This is a genomic window from Sphingomonas phoenicis (assembly GCF_047238005.1).
Lineage (GTDB): Bacteria > Pseudomonadota > Alphaproteobacteria > Sphingomonadales > Sphingomonadaceae > Sphingomonas.
Genome location: NZ_JBDFMC010000002.1, coordinates 2204277 through 2217382, shown reverse-complemented (window position 1 = coordinate 2217382; position 13106 = coordinate 2204277). Strand labels below are relative to the sequence as shown.

General features: G+C 73.3%; 16 protein-coding genes. 14 read left to right on the top strand and 2 right to left on the bottom strand.

Features of this window, described 5'->3' with window-relative positions:
• Positions 1-28: 28 nt before the first annotated feature.
• On the bottom strand, positions 29-1888 hold the full coding sequence (locus tag ABC319_RS11740; protein ID WP_413070404.1) for an ABC-F family ATP-binding cassette domain-containing protein: 1860 nt from the start codon (positions 1886-1888) through the stop codon (positions 29-31).
• Positions 1889-1952: 64 nt separating this feature from the next.
• Between ABC319_RS11740 and ABC319_RS11735 the strand changes: the two genes are divergently transcribed.
• Positions 1953-2675, top strand: coding sequence for an energy transducer TonB (locus ABC319_RS11735; protein ID WP_413070403.1), 723 nt, complete (start codon positions 1953-1955; stop codon positions 2673-2675).
• Positions 2676-2677: 2 nt separating this feature from the next.
• On the opposite strand, the gene ABC319_RS11730 is transcribed toward ABC319_RS11735, so the two are convergent.
• Positions 2678-4315 carry a M28 family peptidase gene (locus ABC319_RS11730; protein WP_413070402.1) on the bottom strand — a complete coding sequence of 546 codons (1638 nt, stop codon included), beginning with the start codon at positions 4313-4315 and terminating at the stop codon, positions 2678-2680.
• Positions 4316-4481: 166 nt separating this feature from the next.
• Here ABC319_RS11730 and ABC319_RS11725 point away from each other — a divergent pair, with 166 nt between their 5' ends.
• The 13 genes from ABC319_RS11725 (at position 4482) to ABC319_RS11665 (ending at position 12945) form a co-directional block, all read left to right on the top strand.
• On the top strand, positions 4482-4679 hold the full coding sequence (locus ABC319_RS11725) for a hypothetical protein (protein ID WP_413070401.1): 198 nt from the start codon (positions 4482-4484) through the stop codon (positions 4677-4679).
• Positions 4680-5082: 403 nt separating this feature from the next.
• Entirely contained in the window at positions 5083-5673 is a 591-nt protein-coding gene (locus ABC319_RS11720; protein WP_413070400.1) for a hypothetical protein, read from the top strand.
• Positions 5670-7010: a DNA-packaging protein gene (locus ABC319_RS11715; RefSeq protein WP_413070399.1), complete on the top strand. Its 1341-nt coding sequence runs from the start codon at positions 5670-5672 to the stop codon at positions 7008-7010. Before ABC319_RS11720 ends, ABC319_RS11715 begins: the two co-directional genes overlap by 4 nt.
• Before the next feature lie 306 nt (positions 7011-7316).
• The gene (locus ABC319_RS11710) at positions 7317-8447 is read left to right on the top strand and encodes a phage portal protein (protein WP_413070398.1); all 1131 of its coding nucleotides are present in this window, start codon (positions 7317-7319) and stop codon (positions 8445-8447) included.
• Entirely contained in the window at positions 8444-8737 is a 294-nt protein-coding gene (locus ABC319_RS11705) for a DUF6127 family protein (RefSeq protein ID WP_413070397.1), read from the top strand. The genes ABC319_RS11710 and ABC319_RS11705 overlap by 4 nt, the downstream gene beginning before the upstream one ends.
• The gene (locus ABC319_RS11700) at positions 8734-9099 is read left to right on the top strand and encodes an HK97 family phage prohead protease (protein WP_413070396.1); all 366 of its coding nucleotides are present in this window, start codon (positions 8734-8736) and stop codon (positions 9097-9099) included. The genes ABC319_RS11705 and ABC319_RS11700 overlap by 4 nt, the downstream gene beginning before the upstream one ends.
• 30 nt (positions 9100-9129) lie before the next feature.
• The gene (locus ABC319_RS11695) at positions 9130-10131 is read left to right on the top strand and encodes a phage major capsid protein (protein ID WP_413070395.1); all 1002 of its coding nucleotides are present in this window, start codon (positions 9130-9132) and stop codon (positions 10129-10131) included.
• A gap of 172 nt (positions 10132-10303) precedes the next feature.
• Entirely contained in the window at positions 10304-10807 is a 504-nt protein-coding gene (locus ABC319_RS11690) for a head-tail connector protein (RefSeq protein ID WP_413070394.1), read from the top strand.
• Complete coding sequence (gene gp17, locus ABC319_RS11685) at positions 10804-11190, top strand: tail completion protein gp17 (RefSeq protein ID WP_413070393.1); 387 nt, start codon at positions 10804-10806, stop codon at positions 11188-11190. The genes ABC319_RS11690 and gp17 overlap by 4 nt, the downstream gene beginning before the upstream one ends.
• A 280-nt stretch (positions 11191-11470) precedes the next feature.
• Complete coding sequence (locus ABC319_RS11680) at positions 11471-11875, top strand: phage major tail protein, TP901-1 family (protein ID WP_413070392.1); 405 nt, start codon at positions 11471-11473, stop codon at positions 11873-11875.
• On the top strand, positions 11872-12180 hold the full coding sequence (locus ABC319_RS11675) for a GTA-gp10 family protein (protein WP_413070391.1): 309 nt from the start codon (positions 11872-11874) through the stop codon (positions 12178-12180). Before ABC319_RS11680 ends, ABC319_RS11675 begins: the two co-directional genes overlap by 4 nt.
• Positions 12177-12380 (top strand): phage tail assembly chaperone, encoded by a 204-nt coding sequence (locus tag ABC319_RS11670; protein ID WP_413070390.1) that lies wholly within the window; start codon positions 12177-12179, stop codon positions 12378-12380. Before ABC319_RS11675 ends, ABC319_RS11670 begins: the two co-directional genes overlap by 4 nt.
• Positions 12373-12945 carry a tail tape measure protein gene (locus ABC319_RS11665; RefSeq protein ID WP_413070389.1) on the top strand — a complete coding sequence of 191 codons (573 nt, stop codon included), beginning with the start codon at positions 12373-12375 and terminating at the stop codon, positions 12943-12945. Before ABC319_RS11670 ends, ABC319_RS11665 begins: the two co-directional genes overlap by 8 nt.
• Positions 12946-13106 lie beyond the last annotated feature (161 nt).

Here is a 13106-nt window from a genome sequence, read left to right as displayed (position 1 = left end):
CCCTGAAAAGGGCACCCGGTGACCGCGATCAGGCCGTCTCCAATTGCTCGCTGGTTTCCAGCCACTCGGCCTCCACCGCCTCGATCTTGGCCTGCACTTCGGCGCGGCGCTTGCCGAGGTCGCCCATGCTCAGGCGGCTGAACCGGGGTTCGGCGCTGGCGGGGTCGAACATCGCGCGATCGATGGCGTTGCGCTCGGTAGTGAGGCGGGCGGTGTCGGCTTCCAGATCGCGGATCGTACGGCGGAGTGCCGCCTCGCGGTCGCGGGCGTCGGCGGCGGCTTTCTTGCCGGCCTTCTTTTCCGCCTTGGTGGCGCCCGGCGCGGCGCTGTCGCCCTTCAGGACGAAGCCGATATAATCGTCGAGGCTGCCGTCGAACTCGCTGGCCTGTCCGCCATCGACCAGCACGAGGCGATCGGCGGTCATTTCCAGCATGTGGCGATCGTGGCTGACCACGACGACCGCGCCGGTGTAATCGTTAAGTGCCTGAACCAGCGCCTCTCTTGCGTCGACATCGAGGTGGTTGGTGGGCTCGTCGAGGATCAGCAGGTGGGGGGCGTCGCGGGTGATGAGGGCGAGCGCGAGGCGTGCCTTCTCGCCGCCCGACATCTTGCCGACCATCGTCGTCGCCTTGTCGCCGGAAAAGCCGAAACGGCCGAGCTGGGCGCGGATGGCGGCGGGGGTGGCACCCTTCATCGTGCGGGTCATGTGTTCCAGCGGGGTATCGGAACTGTCCAGCTCCTCGACCTGATACTGGGTGAAATAGCCGACCTTCATCTTGCCCGAGGCGTTCATTTCCCCTGCCATCGGAGCGAGTTGCGCGGCGAGGAGGCGGGCGAGCGTGGTCTTGCCGTTGCCGTTGCGGCCGAGGAGCGCGATGCGGTCGTCCGGGTCGACGCGCAGGTTCAGCCGCTTGAGGATCGGCGTTTCGGAATAGCCGACGCTGGCCATGTCGAGGGTGATGAGCGGCGGGCGCAGCTCGGACGGGTTGGGGAAGCCGAACGACAGCGTGGGATCGTTGTAAGCCTCTGCGATCGGCTGCAATTTCGACAGCATCTTCTGGCGCGACTGGGCCTGTTTGGCGGTCGATGCGCGGGCCGAGTTCTTGGCGATGTAGGCCTGCAGCTTCTCGCGCTGGACCGCCTGGTTGGCGCGCGCCGCCTCTTGCTGGGCGAGGCGTTCGGCGCGCTGGCGCTCGAACGCGTCGTAGCCGCCGGGATAGAGGGTCAGCTTGCCGGCCTGGAGGTGGAGAATATGGTCGACGACGTTGTTCAGGAAGTCGCGTTCGTGGCTGACCAGCAGGATCGTGGCGCGGTAGCCCTTCAGGAAATCCTCAAGCCATAGAACGGCTTCGAGGTCGAGATGGTTCGACGGCTCGTCGAGGAGCAGCACGTCGGGCTGCGAGAAGAGGAGGGCGGCGAGGGCGACGCGCATCTTCCACCCGCCGGAGAAACTGTCGAGCGGGCGCTGCTGCATCTCGTCGTCGAAGCCGAGGCCGACGAGGATGCGGGCGGCGCGGGCGGGGGCGGCCCAGGCATCGATCGCGAGCAGGCGTTCGTGGATGTCGCCGAGGCGGTCCATATCCTCGCAAGTCTCTGTTTCCAGGAGCAAGGCGGCGCGTTCGGTATCGGCGGCGAGGACGGTGTCGAACGGCGTCGCCTCCCCCGAGGGAGCCTCCTGCGCGATATAGCCGAGGCGGCTGCCGCGGGGCATCTCCGCCTGGCCGTCATCGGGGTCGAGCATGCCCGCAACTACCCGGACCAGCGTGGATTTTCCCGCGCCGTTGCGCCCGATCAGGCCGACGCGGCTGCCCGGCGGAAGCGAGGCCGAGGCGCCGTCGAGGATCGTGCGGCCGCCGAGGCGCACGGTGATTCCGTTCAGGTTGAGCATGGCGCGGCCCTTAGCAGGGATGCGGGCGCTTGTCTCTTGGCGAGAAAGTCCCAGCTTTAGCGGCATGTATGGCGATCATGTGCCCGGGCGCGAGCGAGTGGGATCGGCGGTGATGACCGCGGCGCTGGTCGCGGCGATCGGCTGGGCGCTTATCAGCGGGCTCCGGATCGGGCCGATGGCACCCGTCGGCGAGGGGCTGGCGACGTTCGACGTGGTGCCGCCGCGGCCCGAGCCGACGGTGCGGATCGTGCCGAAAAGGGAGCGCAGCCGGCGGCCGGAAGGGCGCGCGGCGCCGGCCGGATTGCGATCGCAGGCCACTGAAATCGTTGCCCCTCCCGCCATCGTTCCGCCCCCGCCGGTGGTCGCCGCGCCCGTTGCGGGGACCGGCAGCGCGTCGACGCAAGGGGCGGCGGAACGGCCGGGGCCGGGGCCGGGCGCGGGCGGGATCGGCGACGGGCGGGGGAGTGGCGGCGAGGGCGACGGGGACGGCGGCGAGGGGTACGAGACCGAGCCGCGGTGGATCCGGGGCAAGCTGTCGTTCGACGATGGATACCGGGTCGCGGGCGAGGCGGTGATCGGGCGGTCGATCTCCGTCAGGTGTACGTTGACCGTCAACAAAAGGTTGACCGGCTGCGTCGTGGCGAAGTCGACCGGGATCGCGGCGCTCGATTCGCGGGTGTGCGACCTGGTCGAGGAGCGGTTCCGCTACACGCCGTGGCGGGACGGACGGGGCCGCCCGGTCGAGTCGACGATCCTGATCGACCAGGCGTGGTTCGAGGAACGCTGAACTCAGCGTTTCCGCTTCGCCCGCTCGCCGAAGAAGTCGCCCGGGTTCCAGGCGGGCCGGTCGTCGGCATCGGCGATGCGGCGGAGAATATCGGCGTTGAGGCGGGCGAAGAGCGGGGCGCTGGCCCATTCGATCGGCTGGGTCAGGTCGTCGGCGGGGGTGTGATAGGTGGTGCGGGCGAAGGCGCGCTGGCGGTCGTCGGAGCCGCCGGCCGGCCCGGCCTTCAGCGACACGGCCGGGATGCCGGCGAGCGCGAAGCTGAACTGGTCGGAGCGGGCGAAGCGGCCCTGTTCGGGTTCCCAGTCGGGCGCGACCGTCAGCCCGTTCGCCTGCGCCGCGGCGGCGACGATCGTGCCGAGCGAGGACCGGTCGCCGCCATGCGCCACCACGTCGCGCAGCGGCGACAGCAGGACCGGCATGTCGAGATTGAGGTCGGCGACGATCGCCGCACGCGGCACCGGCGGATGCGCGACGAGATAGCTGCTGCCGAGCAGCCCCTTTTCCTCCCCGGTCAGCGCGACGAACAGGATCGAGCGGCGCGGGCGGGTGCCGGCGGCCTGGAAGCGACGGGCGACGTCGAGCATCAGTGCTACGCCGATGGCATTGTCCTGCGCGCCGTTGTTGATCCGGTCGGTGCCATCGGGGCCGGGGGTGACGCCGAGGTGATCGGCATGCGCCGTCATGACGACATACTGGCCGGCGAGCGCGGGATCGCTGCCGCGGAGCAGGCCGACGATGTTGCTGCTGGCGACGCGGCGGGTGCGCGATGCGGCGGTGTAGCGCAGGGTGGTGGCGAGCGGGCCGGTGGGAAGCGGCTGGCCCTCCGCCGCGGCAGCGACGATCGCGGGCAGCGACAGTGACGAGCCGGCGAAGAGCCGGGCGGCGCCGGTTTCCGTGACGGTGGCGAGCGCGGGCGCGCCCTCGTCCCGCGCGGTGCCGTCGGGCGCGAGCCAGGTCATCCGGCTGGACGACCAGCCGGCCGCGGCGATGCGGGCGAAATCGGCGGGCGGGAAGCCGGTGGTGACGTAGATGACGCCGCGGGCACCGCGCGCGGCGGCGGCGCGGGCGCGTTCCGCCATGTCCGCCACCGCGGCGGCGACGGGGAGGGGGAGCCCGGCGGGGCGGCCGCGCATCATCACGACGATGGCGCCGCGCACGTTCAGCCCGCGATAGTCGTCGCGGCCCGACACCGGATCGGCGATGCCGTAGCCGGCGAACACCAGCCGGCCCTGGATCGTGTGCGTCACCGGACGCGCGGTCGCCCGGCCGAGGATCGGCGCGCCGCCGAAATCGGTGCCGAAGACGAGCGGCTGCGCAGTCCGGCCGCGGACCAGCGCGAGTTGCGGCTGGCGATCGGCGGTGGCGACGGCGAGCGCGACCGGCTGGAGCCAGCGGCCGTCGCCGGCACCGGGGGCGAGCCCGGCGGCGGCCATGCGCGATGCGATGTAGCGGGCGGCGGCGTCGAAATCCGGCGTTCCCGCTTCCCGCCCGCGCAGCGCATCGGCGGCGAGGAAGCCGACATCGGCGCGGATCGCGGCTTCCTGATCCGGCGCCGGTGCCGGTACCGGAGCCATTCGGGCGACGGCCGGTGCGAGCGCGAGCAGCGTGGCGGAAAGCAGCGGCAAGAGGCGAAGACGCATTGGTGGAAATATCCTGTCGGCCCGGACGAACACGGGCGCGGCGAGGATAGAGGGCGGCCGGCTGCGCGCAAGCCCGGCGCCGGACGGGACGGAACCGGTCGGGGTGACGATCATTTCCGGTTCGATACGTGAGGCGACCGGATCAGGGCGATGGATGATCGAGAGCATGATCCACAGCCTGCTCGACAACGGCGCGCTGACGCATGATCAGGCGATGGAGGCGATCGACAGCGCGCTGCAGGTGAAGGAGGAGAGCGCCGGCGATGCGGCGCGGGCGACCGCCACGACGCGGCGGACGCTGGCCCTGCTGCAGAAGATCCATGGGAGCGTCGCCGCCCGCAAGGGGCCGCTCGACAGGGAGTGATGGGAGCGGCGGTGCGTGATCCATCGTGGTCCGGCGCAGGTGGGAAATCATAGACGCAGCGCGTTCGGCTCGATCTCGTTCGTCGGCGTGTATGGATCCCCGCCTGCGCGGGGATGACGAGGATTTTGCGGGCCATGATTGCCGTTGAAACCTGAACGTCGATCGGTCCTGTAGTGTGATCCATCCGGAGACGTGACCGGAACGAGGCCGGTGAGAGGCCGTGACCTGCCGCGAGGCGACGCGCGGCGACCGGTGCTGCTGCGAAAGCGCTTGACAGCGTCACGCTGTTTGTGTACAAAACAGGAACGTCGAGATGGTGTGAACGGGCTGGAGCGGTTCGGGAGGGTGTGACCTTTCCGGGCGGTTTTCCGGCCCTTTTCGCGTCCGGGGCGGGGAGGGTGCGATGGTCGACGGGACGGAGACGGAAGCGGGGGCGGGCGGCACGGGTGACTGGTGCCGGTGGGGGCCGCCGGAAGGGCCGGCGGAGACCGCGGCGGCGGGAACCGGCGGGGCGCTGGTGCTCCATGTCGATCCGGGCGAACGGACGCGCTGGGCACGGGCGGCGACGGTGCCCGACGCAGGCGCGCGCGAGCGGTTCCTGGAGGTGCTGGCGCAGACCAGCAACGTCCGGCTGGCGGCGCAGGCAGTGCAGATGTCGGTACGGCCCTTCTATGCGCTCAGGCAGCGCGACGGGGCGTTCGCCGATGCGTGGCAGCGTGCGCTGGCCGAGGCGGCGGACATGATGGCGGGCGACCTGATCTCTACCCTGCGCGAGGCGGCCGACGCGCCGCCGGGCAACGGCGCCGATCCGAAGGTCGTGCTGGCGGCATTGAAGATCCAGGCGGAACTGGCGCGAAGCGGTGCCGGCGGACGGGCATCCGGCATGCCGGCGGGGTCGGTAAGGCACGTGCCGCTGGGCGCGGTGCGGGCGGAGATCCTGCGCCGGCTGGACGCGCTGGACCCGCACGGCCGGGAGGAGGGAGAGGGGCGATGAACGGGGTGGGCGGGGAGGTGGGGGCGCTGCGCGCGGTGATCGCGCGGCTGGTGCGGGTGCCGGCGGCGGAGCGCGGGCCGCTGGTCCGCGCGTTGCCCGAGGAGACGGTGCGGACGCTGCACGATTGCTGGCCGGCATGGGCGCATCCGGGACAGCTGCCGGGGCATGACGACTGGAGCCTGTGGCTGATCCGGGCGGGGCGCGGCTTCGGCAAGACGCGGGCGGGGGCGGAGTGGGTGCAGGCCTATGCCCGGGCGAACGTGACGGCGCGGATCGCGCTGGTCGGTGCGACCGTCGACGATGTGCGGCAGGTGATGATCGAGGGGCCGGCCGGGCTGCTGGCGACCGCGTGGCACGGCGAGCCGATCCGGTGGCGGCGCGACGCGGGCGAGGTGACCTTCGCATCGGGGGCGCGGGCGTTCGTCTATTCCGCCGGCGCCCCCGACAAGCTGCGCGGGCCGCAGCACGGCGCGGCGTGGTGCGACGAACTGGCCAAATGGCGTCATGGCGTGGCGACGTGGGACAATCTGATGCTGGGCCTGCGCGAGGGCGCGCGGCCGCAGGTGGTGGTGACGACGACGCCGCAGCCGACGGTGCTGATGCGCCGGGTGATGACGGCGAAGGGCGCGGTGGAGACGCGCGGGCGGACGTTCGACAACCCGCACCTGGCCCCGGCGGTGCGGGCGACGTACCGCGACCTGTACGGCGGATCGCGGCTGGGCCGGCAGGAGCTGGACGGCGAGCTGGTCGAGGATCTGGCGAACGCGCTGTGGACGAGGGCGGTGCTGGCGCGCCAGCGGGTGACGATGCCGCCGCCGTTCGTGCGGGTGGTGGTGGGGGTCGATCCCCCCGCCGGGACGGCCGGGGGCGAGGGCGGCGATGCGTGCGGGATCGTCGCGGTCGCGCTGGGCCGGGACGGGCACGGTTATGTCGTCGAGGATGCCAGCGTACGTGGGCAGAGCCCGGAGGGATGGGCGCGGGCGGTGGCGGCGTGCGCCGACCGGCTGGGCGCGGACCGCGTCGTCGTCGAGAAGAACCAGGGCGGCGACATGGTCGAGAGCGTGCTGCGCGCGGTAGCGCCCAACCTGCCGATCCGGCTGGAGCATGCGGTGCGCGCCAAGGGCGCGCGGGCCGAGCCGGTGGCGGCGCTGTACGAGGCGGGGCGGATGTTCCACGCCGGCGAGTTCGCGGCGCTGGAGGACGAACTCTGCGGGCTGACGCTGGTCGGGTACGAGGGGCCGGGCCGCTCGCCCGACCGCGCCGACGCGCTGGTGTGGGCGGCGGCGGCGCTGATGCTGGGCCGGTCGGGCGACGCGCGGGTGCGGGCGGTGGGGTGATCCTTCCCTGCCTTCGGGGAGAGACAGGGCGGGGCGTTGCCGCGGGCGGCGTGCTTGGGGCGATGCCCCACCCCCGGCCCCTCCCCTGAAGCGGAGGGGAGCCTGACGGGATCGTAAATGCCCTCTTTCCTGCCCCCCCGGCGGAGGCCGGGGTCCAGGTGGAACGTCGGTGGTGGTTGATCGCGACCGTCCCCCAACTGGGCCCCGGCCTTCGCCGGGGGGAAGGGGGTGGGGGAAGATCCCTGGCTGCGCGGGGATGACGGTTCGGGCCGGGGCGGTGCCCCGCCTTTTTCAGGAGACAGGTACATGAAACTGTTCGGTCGAAGGACCGGGCGCGACGGGTCGCGTCCGGCGTTGTCGGGGGCGGTGTCGCGGTCGGGGGTGCCGATCACGGGCGGGTGGCCGCGGTCGTACGAGGCGCAGCTGCGCGAGGGGTTCGCGGGCAATGCGGTGGTGCAGCGCGCCGTCAGGGTGGTGGCGGACGCGCTGGCCGGCGCGCCGCTGGCCGCGTCGGACCCGGCGCTGATCACGCTGGCGTCGGTCAGGTCGGGCGGGCAGGCGCTGCTGGCGACGGTGGCGGCGCACCTGATGCTGCACGGCAACGCGTACATCCAGGTGCTGCACGATGCCGAGGGGGGCGTCGCGGAACTCTATGCGCTCAGGCCCGAGCGGGTGAGCGTGGAGACCGATGCGGGCGGCTGGCCGGCGGCGTACCGGTACCGGGTGGGCGAGCGGGTGGAGCGGCTGGCCGCCGATCCGGTGCGGCCGGCGGTGATCCATGTCCGCAGCTTCAACCCGCTGGACGATCATTACGGCGCCGGGTGCCTGGCGGCGGCGGCGGGCGCGGTGGCGATCCACAATGCGGCGGCGCGCTGGGCGCAGGCGCTGCTGGACAATGCGGCGCGGCCGTCGGGGGCGCTGGTGTACGATCCGGGCGACGGATCGACGCTGTCGCCGGCGCAGTACGACCGGCTGAAGGCGGAGCTGGATGCCTTTGCCGGGGCGGGCAATGCCGGGCGGCCGATGCTGCTGGAGGGCGGGCTGAAGTGGCAGGCGCTGAGCCTGTCGCCGGCCGAGCTGGACTTCGCGGGCACGAAGGCGGCGGCGGCGCGCGAGATCGCGCTGGCGTTCGGCGTGCCGTCGATGCTGCTCGGGCTGCCGGGCGATGCGACCTATGCCAATTACCGCGAGGCGGGGCGGGCGCTGTGGCGGATGACGGTGCTGCCGCTGGCGGCCGAGGTGCTGGGCAGCATCGCGCAGGGGCTGGAGGGCTGGTTCCAGGGCGCGACGCTGGCGATCGACCTGGACCGGGTGCCGGTGCTGGCCGAGGACCGCGCGCTGCAGTGGCGGTCGATCGGCGGCGCCGATTTCCTGAGCGAGGCGGAGAAGCGCCGGCTGCTGGGGCTGGCGCCGGCGCGGACGGAGGACGCGGCATGAGCGGCGCGGTGCTGGCGCAGCTGATGGCCGAGGGCGCGGCGGCGGGGGCGGAGCTGGCGACGCTGCGCGCGATCGCGGAGGAGGCGGGCGAGCTGGGGGCGAGCCGGGCGATGACCCGGCTGGGGCTGGCCGATGCGCGCGCGCAGGCCGACCTGGCGGAGCTGCGCGAACTGCTGGGCGCGTGGCGCGACGCCAAGAAGTCGGCGTGGAAGGCGGCGGTGCAATGGGCCGCCGCGGCGCTGCTGGCGATGCTGGCGATGCGGCTGGGCTTCGAGGGGCTGCTGCGATGATGGGGATCGAGGGATATGCCGCGGTGTTCGACCGGGTCGACCGGGCGGGCGACGTGTTCCGCGCGGGTGCCTTCGCCGGCGCCGGGCCGGTGCCGCTGCTGTGGGGGCACAGCGGCGCGCCGGTGGGGACGATCGAGGCGATCGGCGAGGACGCGACCGGGCTGCGCATCGTCGCGCGCATCGACGCGGCCGAGCCGGCGCGGCTGGTGCGGGCGGGCGCGGTCGCCGGGCTGTCGGTCGGCTATCGCCCGCTGGCGGTGCGCCAGGGCGCGCGGCGCGAGCTGCTGCGCGTGGCGCTGGCCGAGGTGAGCCTGGTCGCGGTGCCGATGCAGGCGCACGCGCGGGTGACGCGGGTTTTCTGACTGACACGGGTTTCAACCGAGGAGAATGAGATGAACGTGGTCGATCGACCGGCGCTGGACGGCGCGCGGGCACATCAGGGGGATATGGGCTTCGACCGTTTCGTGCGGACGGGCACCACGCTGGAGATGAAGGCGTTCACGGGGGTGACCGGCGCCGAGGGCGGCTTCGCGGTGCCGCGCGAGATCGATGCGGCGATCGACCGGCTGCTGGTCGCGACCTCGCCGATCCGGGGCATCGCCAATGTCGTGAAGGTGGGCAGTGCCGGGTACCGCAAGCTGGTGACGACGGGCGGCACGCCGTCGGGCTGGGCGGCGGAGACGGGCGCGCGGCCGGCGACCGCATCGCCGGTGTTCCAGGAGATCGCGCCGCCGTCGGGCGAACTCTATGCCAATCCCAGCGCCAGCCAGGCGATGCTGGACGACGCGGCGTTCGACGTCGAGGAGTGGCTGGCGAGCGAGATCGCGGCCGAGTTCGCGCGCGCCGAGGGGCAGGCGTTCGTGACGGGCAACGGCACCAACCGGCCGCGCGGCTTCCTGAGCGGGCCGGTGACCGCCGAGGGGGATGCGGCGCGCGCGTTCGGGACGATGCAGTATCTGGCATCGGGCGCGGCGGGCGACTTCGCCGCGGGGGCGGATGCGCGGCTAATCGACCTGGTCCACAGCCTGAAGGCGCCGTACCGGCAGGGCGCGTGCTTCGTGATGAACGCATCGACGCTGGCGCGCATCCGCAAGCTGAAGACCGCGGACGGCGCGTTCGTGTGGCAGCCCGGGCTGTCGCAGGCGCAGCCGCAGACGCTGCTGGGATACCCGGTGGTCGAGGCGGAGGACATGCCCGACATCGCCGCCAACAGCCTGTCGATCGCGTTCGGCAATTTCCGGCTGGGATACCTGATCGCGGAGCGGAGCGAGACCGCGATCCTGCGCGATCCGTACTCGAACAAGCCGTTCGTCAGCTTCTACGCCACCAAGCGGATCGGCGGCGCGGTGATGAACGCCGAGGCGATCAAGGTGATGCGGTTCAGCGCGAGCTGAGGCCGGGCGCGGTCGAGTGGAAGACGACGGTGCGGGTGGAGCCATCCGCACCGTCATTCCCGCGCAGGCGGGAATCCAGAGCCGCGACATCGGCGCATATGCCCGGACCGTCGGCGTTTCTGGATCCCCGCCTGCGCGGGGATGACGACGGGTGGGGCGGAAAGGAACCGGGATGAGCGAGGCAGGGGTGGTCGCGGCCGTGATGGCGGCGGCGAAGGGGTTGTTGCGGCTGGAGGGGACGGCGGAGGACGGCGTGCTGATCCGGCTGGCGACGGCGGCGATCGAGGCGGGGGAGGCGTATTGCGGGCAACGCTTCGTGGCGCGCGACGTCACAGGGGCGGTGACGGGTACGGGGGCGTGGCAGTCGCTGGCGGAGCGGCCGGTGGCGGCGATCGCCGATGTCGCGGCGACCGGCGGCGGGGCGCTGGCGGTCGATGCCTATGCGATCGACGTCGCGGACGGGATCGGGCGGGTGCGGCTGCCCGCCGGGGTGCGCGCGCTGGTGACGTACCGGGCCGGGCTGGCGGAACGATGGACCGCGCTGCCCGCGCCGATCGCGCACGGCGTGGTGCTGCTGGCGGTGCACTGGTTCGAGAACCGGGGTGCCGACGCGGCGCCGCCGGCCGCGGTGATGGCGCTGTGGCGGCCGTACCGGCGCGTCGGGATCGGCGCATGAGCGCGCGCGACCTGCTGGTCGGTGCGGTGGCGGCGGCGCTGAAGCCGGTGCCGGCGACGGTGTTCGACGCCCCGCCGGTGCGCGGCGGCGTGCCCCATGCGATCGTCGAGGAACCGGTGCTGGCCGACTGGAGCGCCAGCGGCTGGCGCGGGCGCGAGGGGCGGCTGGCGGTGACGCTGGTCGACGAGGGCGAGCGGCCGCGGCGGCTGCGCGGGCTGCTGGCGATGGTGGAGGAGCTGGTGCCGACGGCGGGGCCGGCGCTGGGCCAGGGCTGGCGGATCGCCAACCTGCGGCTGGTGCGCAGCCGGCTGGCGGCGACGGCGCCGGGCCGGTGGCGGGGGACGGCGGAGTTCGTGGTGCGGCTGTACCGGGAGGATGCGTGAGCGTCCCCGCGCGCAGGCGGGGACCCGTGTCCGGACGGTGAGCAAGGTACTGGGCCCCCGCCTGCGCGGGGGCACGGGGTGGGGGATGACGACGTCGCGCCTGTACCGCGCGGATGCGTGAGGGGCGGGAAGTCGGGGGAACTCGCCCCCTTCTCCACCCCGGCGGAGGCCGGGGTCCAGCTGGGAAGGCCGGCCGAACGATGCGGCGGCGTCCCCCGACTGGGCCCCGGCCTTCGCCGGGGTGGGAACCGATGTGATGTGGTTGTGAGGGAGTTGGACGATGATCGAGCGGGGCAGTGCGTTTCTGTTGAAGGTGGGTGACGGCGCGGCGTCGCCGGCGTTCGCGACGGTGGCGGGGTTGAGGACCACGCAGCTGTCGGTGAACGGCGAGGCGGTGGTGGTGACCAGCAAGGATTCGGGCGGCTGGCGGCAATTGCTGTCGGGCGCGGGGGTGCGGAGCGTCAGCGTGTCGGGGGCCGGGGTGTTCACCGGATCGGCGGCGGAGGAGCGCATCCGCGGCCATGCGCTGGCCGGGACGATCGACGATTACCGGCTGAGCTTCGAGAGCGGCGGATCGATGACCGGGCGCTTTCTGGTGACCCGGCTGGATTATGCGGGCGATTTCAACGGCGAGCGTTCCTACACCCTGTCGCTGGAGAGCAGCGGCCAGGTGGTGGCGGCATGACGGCCAATCCGGTGAGGGGCGAGGCGGCGCTGCGGGTGGCGGGCGAGATGCTGGTGCTGCGCCCGAGCTTTGCCGCGCTGGTGGCGGCGGAGGCGGAACTGGGGCCGCTGTTCGCGCTGGTCGAGCGCGCCGCGGAGGGGCGGCTGGCGCTGGCCGAGGTGGCCGGGCTGTTCTGGCACACGGTCCACGAGCGGCCCGGCTGGCTGACCCGCGAGGCGCTGGGCGAGGCGGTGGTCGCGGGCGGGCTGGCCGCGGCGACGCCGGTGCTGCGCGTGCTGATGGGCCAGATCCTGGGCGGGCGGTGACGTTCGCGGAGGGCGCGGGGCGGCTGGCGGGGGTCGCCGGGGCGGTGCTGGGCTGGTCGCCGGGCGCGTTCTGGCGGGCGACGCCGGCCGAGCTGGCGGCGGTGGTGGCGGCGCTGACGGCGGGCGGCGCGCATGGGGGCGGCGATCCGCCCGATGCGGCGACGATGGCGCGATTGAGGGAGGCGTTTCCCGATGGATGACGAATTCGACCAGCGGCTGGTGGAGGTGCGCGCGGACACCGCCGGCTTCGTGCGCGACGTGGCGGCGATGCGCGCGGCGCTGGACGACGGGCTGGGCCAGGGTGCGGCACGGGCGGGGCGGGCGATCGAGGGATCGCTGCTGGCGGCGGTGAGGAGCGGCAAGCTGGGCTTCGACGAGTTGCGCGGGGTGGCGCTGCGCACGCTGGACGCAATCGCGGCGGCGGGACTGCGCAGCGGGCTGAACGCGCTGGGCGGCGGGGGCGGTGGATTGGCCGGTGGATTGGGCGGGCTGCTGGCGGGGCTGCTCGGCGCGCCGGGGCGGGCGACGGGCGGGCCGGTGGTCGCGAACCGGCCGTATATGGTGGGCGAGCGGGGGCCCGAACTGTTCGTGCCGGCGGCGACCGGGCGGATCGAGCCGGTGGCCGGTGGCGGTGGGGTGCGCGAGGTGCGGGTGGCGATCACCGTCAACGCGGGCGGGAACGGGGCGGGCGGCGAGGCGGCGGGGCTGCTGGCGCAATCGTCGCGGCAGGTGGCGCGGGCGGTGAAGGCGGCGCTGGAGGGGTGAGGATCGGGATGGCGGGGCGGAGAGCGCCGGGCGTTCGATCGTCATCCTCGCGGAGGCGGGAATCCAGAACGCTGACGATAGTGGTTCTGCGTTTCGCGGCGGCAGCGCGTCTGGATCCCCGCCTGCGCGGGGATGACGGAGGTGGTGGGGTGGGGCGCGCG

Bases quoted from the DNA above. Each gene is read 5' to 3' on its own strand.
- ABC319_RS11715 (WP_413070399.1), top strand. From the start codon at position 5,670: ATGAACGGGGTGGGCGGGGAGGTGGGGGCGCTGCGCGCGGTGATCGCG.
- ABC319_RS11705 (WP_413070397.1), top strand. From the start codon at position 8,444: ATGAGCGGCGCGGTGCTGGCGCAGCTGATGGCCGAGGGCGCGGCGGCG.
- ABC319_RS11675 (WP_413070391.1), top strand. From the start codon at position 11,872: ATGACGGCCAATCCGGTGAGGGGCGAGGCGGCGCTGCGGGTGGCGGGC.
- ABC319_RS11720 (WP_413070400.1), top strand. From the start codon at position 5,083: ATGGTCGACGGGACGGAGACGGAAGCGGGGGCGGGCGGCACGGGTGAC.
- gp17 (WP_413070393.1), top strand. From the start codon at position 10,804: ATGAGCGCGCGCGACCTGCTGGTCGGTGCGGTGGCGGCGGCGCTGAAG.
- ABC319_RS11700 (WP_413070396.1), top strand. From the start codon at position 8,734: ATGATGGGGATCGAGGGATATGCCGCGGTGTTCGACCGGGTCGACCGG.
- ABC319_RS11695 (WP_413070395.1), top strand. From the start codon at position 9,130: ATGAACGTGGTCGATCGACCGGCGCTGGACGGCGCGCGGGCACATCAG.
- ABC319_RS11680 (WP_413070392.1), top strand. From the start codon at position 11,471: ATGATCGAGCGGGGCAGTGCGTTTCTGTTGAAGGTGGGTGACGGCGCG.
- ABC319_RS11690 (WP_413070394.1), top strand. From the start codon at position 10,304: ATGAGCGAGGCAGGGGTGGTCGCGGCCGTGATGGCGGCGGCGAAGGGG.
- ABC319_RS11735 (WP_413070403.1), top strand. From the start codon at position 1,953: ATGTATGGCGATCATGTGCCCGGGCGCGAGCGAGTGGGATCGGCGGTG.
- ABC319_RS11710 (WP_413070398.1), top strand. From the start codon at position 7,317: ATGAAACTGTTCGGTCGAAGGACCGGGCGCGACGGGTCGCGTCCGGCG.
- ABC319_RS11740 (WP_413070404.1), bottom strand. From the start codon at position 1,888: ATGCTCAACCTGAACGGAATCACCGTGCGCCTCGGCGGCCGCACGATC.
- ABC319_RS11665 (WP_413070389.1), top strand. From the start codon at position 12,373: ATGGATGACGAATTCGACCAGCGGCTGGTGGAGGTGCGCGCGGACACC.
- ABC319_RS11730 (WP_413070402.1), bottom strand. From the start codon at position 4,315: ATGCGTCTTCGCCTCTTGCCGCTGCTTTCCGCCACGCTGCTCGCGCTC.
- ABC319_RS11725 (WP_413070401.1), top strand. From the start codon at position 4,482: ATGATCCACAGCCTGCTCGACAACGGCGCGCTGACGCATGATCAGGCG.